The sequence below is a fragment of the Aeromicrobium sp. genome (assembly GCF_049586495.1).
In the GTDB taxonomy this organism is placed as follows: domain Bacteria; phylum Actinomycetota; class Actinomycetes; order Propionibacteriales; family Nocardioidaceae; genus Aeromicrobium.
This window is the reverse complement of sequence record NZ_JBAVCB010000093.1, coordinates 1-4,534: the sequence shown is the minus strand read 5'-3', so window position 1 is coordinate 4,534 and position 4,534 is coordinate 1. Positions and strand designations below refer to the sequence as shown.

The 4,534-nt window shown below is 65.3% G+C and carries 5 protein-coding genes and 1 pseudogene; 4 read left to right on the top strand and 2 right to left on the bottom strand.

Going from position 1 to position 4,534, the window contains the following annotated elements; all coding sequences use genetic code 11:
* On the bottom strand, positions 1-795 hold a 795-nt coding region (locus tag WB508_RS05280), incomplete at its 3' end, for a YihY/virulence factor BrkB family protein (protein WP_423843833.1).
* Between the two features lie 270 nt (positions 796-1,065).
* Here WB508_RS05280 and WB508_RS05275 point away from each other — a divergent pair.
* On the top strand, positions 1,066-1,401 hold the full coding sequence (locus WB508_RS05275; RefSeq protein ID WP_423843832.1) for a LysM peptidoglycan-binding domain-containing protein: 336 nt from the start codon (positions 1,066-1,068) through the stop codon (positions 1,399-1,401).
* A gap of 321 nt (positions 1,402-1,722) precedes the next feature.
* A complete protein-coding gene (locus WB508_RS05270; protein WP_423843831.1) occupies positions 1,723-2,406 on the top strand; it encodes a type 1 glutamine amidotransferase in 684 nt (227 codons plus the stop codon).
* Between the two features lie 129 nt (positions 2,407-2,535).
* Here WB508_RS05270 and WB508_RS05265 read toward each other — a convergent pair whose 3' ends face one another.
* Complete coding sequence (locus WB508_RS05265; RefSeq protein ID WP_423843830.1) at positions 2,536-3,108, bottom strand: Dps family protein; 573 nt, start codon at positions 3,106-3,108, stop codon at positions 2,536-2,538.
* A gap of 330 nt (positions 3,109-3,438) precedes the next feature.
* On the opposite strand from WB508_RS05265, the gene nrdR reads away from it, so the two are divergent.
* Entirely contained in the window at positions 3,439-3,927 is a 489-nt protein-coding gene (gene nrdR, locus WB508_RS05260; RefSeq protein ID WP_423843829.1) for a transcriptional regulator NrdR, read from the top strand.
* Between the two features lie 149 nt (positions 3,928-4,076).
* Positions 4,077-4,534: pseudogene (locus WB508_RS05255) on the top strand (vitamin B12-dependent ribonucleotide reductase); the annotation flags it as partial.

The window sequence follows — 4,534 nt, the reverse complement described above, 5'->3', positions numbered from 1 at the left end:
GGCCCCCAGCAAGAGGGCGAACATGCTGACCCACAGCCACAACAGCAGGACGACAACGCCGGCCAAGGCCCCGTACGTCTTGCCGTAGCTGCCGAAGTTGTCGACGTAGAGGCTGAAGCCAAGGGAGGCGACCAGCCACAGTCCTCCGGCCACGAACACGCCCACCTTCAACCGGCGGTCCTGCTGGGGCCGGTCATCCGCGGGATGATCTGCGTTGCGGAACAGCACGGTGATGCCGGCCAGGATCGCGCCGAGCAGCACCAACCAGCGGCCGACCTCCAGACCAAGGCGAGCGAAGCCGGAAAGGTCCAATGCGTCGAAGACCGCAGGCGCCGCCGCCACCAGCACGATGATCACCAGAGCGAACAGCACCCCACCGGCCGTGAGTCTTAGTGCCAGCAGCTTGGTGCTGACGAAGTTGCGGTCGCTGTGCCCGCCGAACATGGTGTTCAGCGCCGTGAGCAGGTTGCCGACACCGCCGGAGGCGCCGTAGATAGCGAGCAGGAAGGCAAACACCAGGCCGACACCCAAGGAGCCGCCCGACGACTGGGTGAGCGAGTCCATCTGACCGGTGATGACCGACGCGGCATCGGACGGCAGGGCGTCGGTGATCTGTTGTGACTGGCGAGCCACGGTGGCGGGCGAGGTCACCAATCCGTACATCAGCACCGACGCGATCATGGCTGGGAACAGCGACAAGAACGCGTAGAACGCGACGCCAGCGGCCAGCAGGGGAGCGTTTCGTGCGGAGGCGTGCGACCACGCAGTGCGAACCAGGCTGATCGTCGGCTTCATCGCCTCGACGCTATCGGGGGAACGACGTGCCGGCACAGCGGCGCGCGTGTCGAAAATCTTTTCGCCTGGGATGGCAGGGAGAAATATCGGTTTCGAGGACACCGTTCGAAGAAATGTTCGAATGATGCGTGCTTTTGTCCGAGGTGCCCCCTAGTGTCGTACACGTGTTCGATCGAACGCTTGTTCGCCAGATCGGTTCCCCGTTTCGGATGACATCGGACGGCGTCGGTCGGACGCACCAACTTCCTCACTTCCCCTTTGGAGGCCACCATGAGCACCATTGCCATCACCACCAGCTTCGCCCCGCCGGTCCTGCGGCTCACTCGCCGCGGCAAGGTCGTCGTTCTCGCCGCCGCGTTGGCCGTCATCGCCGTGTTGGTCATTGCCTTCGGCTCGGCCGGCATCGCCTCGGGTGAGGCTGGCGCCGCTCCGGCCACCCGCACCGTGCAGGTCACCGCCGGCCAGACGCTGTGGCACATCGCTGCCGAAGCCAATCCCCACGGTGACATCCGCAGCACGGTCGATCAGATCGTCCGCCTCAACTCGCTGCCAAGCGCTTCTGCGCTGCAGCTCGGTTCGGAGATCGCAGTCCCGATCTACCGCTGAGCCACTCGTCGACGCCCGCGGCGCACCTTGGGGAAGGGGTTCCGCGGGCGTTGTCATGTCCGGCGAACAGCCCGTTCGCCAGCGACGAGCCCTGCGAGGAGCGTGAGGGAGCGCCAGCGACCGAGCCAATCCCACTCGAGCCTTTCGGCTGTGGTTCGCCTCGGGCTTCGCTCCCTGGCGAACAGTCTGTGCGCCAGCGACGAGTTCTGCGAGGAGCGTGAGGGAGCGCCAGTGACCGAGGCGAGACCATCGCAAGGGTCCCATGGCTACGCGACGAACAGCCCTGCTCGGAGGGTCGAACAGGGGTGCCACACTGGGCGCATGCAGGTACATGTGGTGGCTGATGTCGACGATCCCGAGGGCGGATACTTCACCGAACGCCTGGTTGCGCTCGGTGCCACCTTCGTCGATCACGACCGCGACAACCTGCCGGCCTTTGCCGACATCGAGCGCCCGGACGTGATCTTGCTGCTCGGTTCGAATCGTGCCGCCCACGACCGCGAGCACCGCGACGTCGTGGCGGCGGAATCGGTCCTCGTCCGCCACGCGCTCTCGCAGGGTGTGCCCGTCATGGGCATCTGTTACGGCGCGCAGTTGATGGCCAGAGCGTTCGGCGGCACGTCGTACCGGGCCGACGAGCCCGAGCTCGGCTGGCAGCGAGTCGACACCACCGACCACCGGCTGTGCCCCGAGGGCCCGTGGGCTCAGATGCACAGCGACGTGTTCTCGCCTGGTCCCACGTCAAGGGTCCTTGGCACCTCGTGGCGTGGCCCACAGTGCTTCGTCGACGACACCTTCGGCGCTCGCGCCATCGCGTGGCAGTTTCACCCGGAGGTCACGGCCCCGACGTTTCAGCGGTGGGTGCGCGAGGCGTACTACGGCAACACCGAGGTCGACGCCAAGGACCTTGTTCAGCAGGCCCGCGACCATGCGGCGAGCAGCCGCAATCGCGCCCATGATCTGGTCGACTCTGCGCTGGACTACTTGGGTGTCGACCTGACGTAGCTCATCGCTGGTGACCCGGGACCGACAACTCGCCTGCGCCGCTGGCGGCACTGCATCGTGGAGGTACAGGTCGTCCGACCCGCGAAGCCCCGGCCCGTGCGCAACGGGCCGGGGCTGGACTGAGAGAGGTCAGTCAGTGGCGGCAGCGGCGTCGCTCGCGGCGCTTGCGGCCTCTTCCTCTGATCCGGCGCCGGCGGTGGAGAGCTGACCACCGGTGCTCTCCAGGTGGGCCCGGATGAACCAGTGGAACAGCTCGAGCTGGCTCTGCTGGCTGATGATCATGTCCTCGGTCACCGGGTCGAGGTCGGACACCTCGGCCTGCGCCTTGCGGTGATCCTCCAGCAGATTGGCGTAGACCTCGTCGAGCGCGCCGAGGTGTTCGTTGGTCGTGGCGCGGGCCAGGGAGTAGTCGTCCCACGTGCGGCCCTTGACCACCGCACCGGGCGTTCCCATGGGGGAGGTGCCCAGCGTCGCGATGCGCTCGGCGGTCTCGTCGACCATCGCGATGACCTCGTCGACGTGCGGGTCGATCATTTCGTGCACCGCGATGAAGTGCGGCCCCACAACATTCCAGTGCACGTGCTTCAGCGTCAGATGCAGATCGATCAGGGCGTTGAGGCGGCCCTGCAGGATGCTCGCGAGCTTGGCGCCCTCATCGTTGGTCAGTCCGGGAATCGTGAATTTCGGGGTGGAAGTAGCCATGTCTTTCGTGTACCCAGAAAGGCGTTATTTCACACACGAATGCTGGCTCCACCACCCCACGACACGCATGAGTTGGTGGGGCTTCTGAATGCTTTGGAGCGTCTGACCTGCAGCAATGCACCGGCGGCAAAAAAGTGTCAGCAGTGTGCTGAAAGATGTTGCACGCCTCACGCACCGAGGCGTACAGTGGCACTACATCTAGTAGTTACACCCGTGTAGTTTTCCACATCTTGTTACACAGGATGGTGGGGGTTACCCACTGAAATCGCCCAGAATCCACACGTCGTCCACAGCCTCGTCCCCAACTTCGCTCGAGAGGAGCAATCCGCGATGCACTGCCCGTTCTGCAAGAACACTGACACCAAGGTGCTCGACAGCCGCGTCGCCGACGAAGGCGGGTCCATCCGTCGTCGTCGTAGTTGCTCCTCGTGCGAGAAGCGTTTCACCACCATCGAGCAGATGCAGCTCATGGTGCTCAAGCGCAGTGGCGCCACCGAGCCCTTCACCCGCGACAAAGCCATCGCGGGTGTGGCCAAGGCGTGCAAGGGCCGGCCCGTGTCCGCCGACGACTTGGCCCGCCTCGGCCAGCAGGTCGAGGACACCTTGCGCGAGTCCGGAGCAGCCGAGATCGAGGCCCACCAGGTGGGCCTCGCCATCCTCGAACCGCTCAGAAGTTTGGACGAAGTGGCCTACCTGCGGTTCGCGAGCGTCTACAAGGCGTTCGAGTCTGCCGACGACTTCGCCGCCGAGATCGCCATGTTGATGTCGGCCACCGCCGACGGTGAGCTGGCCGAAGAGCACGCCCGCACCACCCGCTGAGCACCACCGCTGGACACCACCCCCACCACCGCACAGGAGCACCAGTCATGACGAAAACGGTCAGCGGACCCAACAACGGGTCCGAGCCCACCACCAGCACGCCGGCCGGCAACGGCCCGGCGCACGCAGCACGCGCCACAGGTGTGGCCATGAAGCGTGTCTTCACCACGCCGGGGGTGCACCCGTATGACAACGTCACCTGGGAGCGTCGCGACGTCGTGCAGACCAACTGGAAGACCGGCGAGAACGTCTTTGAGCAGCGCGGAGTGGAGTTTCCCGATTTCTGGAGCGTCAACGCCTCCACCATCGTCACCACCAAATACTTCCGCGGCGCCGTGGGCGCCCCCGAGCGCGAGCAGAGCCTCAAGCAGCTGCTGGACCGCGTGGTGCTCACCTACACCGCGGCCGGCAAGGAGTTTGGCTACTTCGCCACCGAGGACGACGCGGAGATCTTCGAGCACGAGCTCACCCACATGCTGTTGCACCAGGTGTTCAGCTTCAACAGCCCCGTGTGGTTCAACGTCGGCACGTCCAGCCCCCAGCAGGTCAGCGCCTGCTTCATCCTCGCGGTGGAGGATTCCATGGACTCGATCCTGAACTGGTACAA

Excerpts from the sequence above, each read along its gene's own strand:
- WB508_RS05275 (WP_423843832.1), top strand. The coding sequence starts at position 1,066 with ATGAGCACCATTGCCATCACCACCAGCTTCGCCCCGCCGGTCCTGCGG.
- WB508_RS05270 (WP_423843831.1), top strand. The coding sequence starts at position 1,723 with ATGCAGGTACATGTGGTGGCTGATGTCGACGATCCCGAGGGCGGATAC.
- WB508_RS05265 (WP_423843830.1), bottom strand. The coding sequence starts at position 3,108 with ATGGCTACTTCCACCCCGAAATTCACGATTCCCGGACTGACCAACGAT.
- nrdR (WP_423843829.1), top strand. The coding sequence starts at position 3,439 with ATGCACTGCCCGTTCTGCAAGAACACTGACACCAAGGTGCTCGACAGC.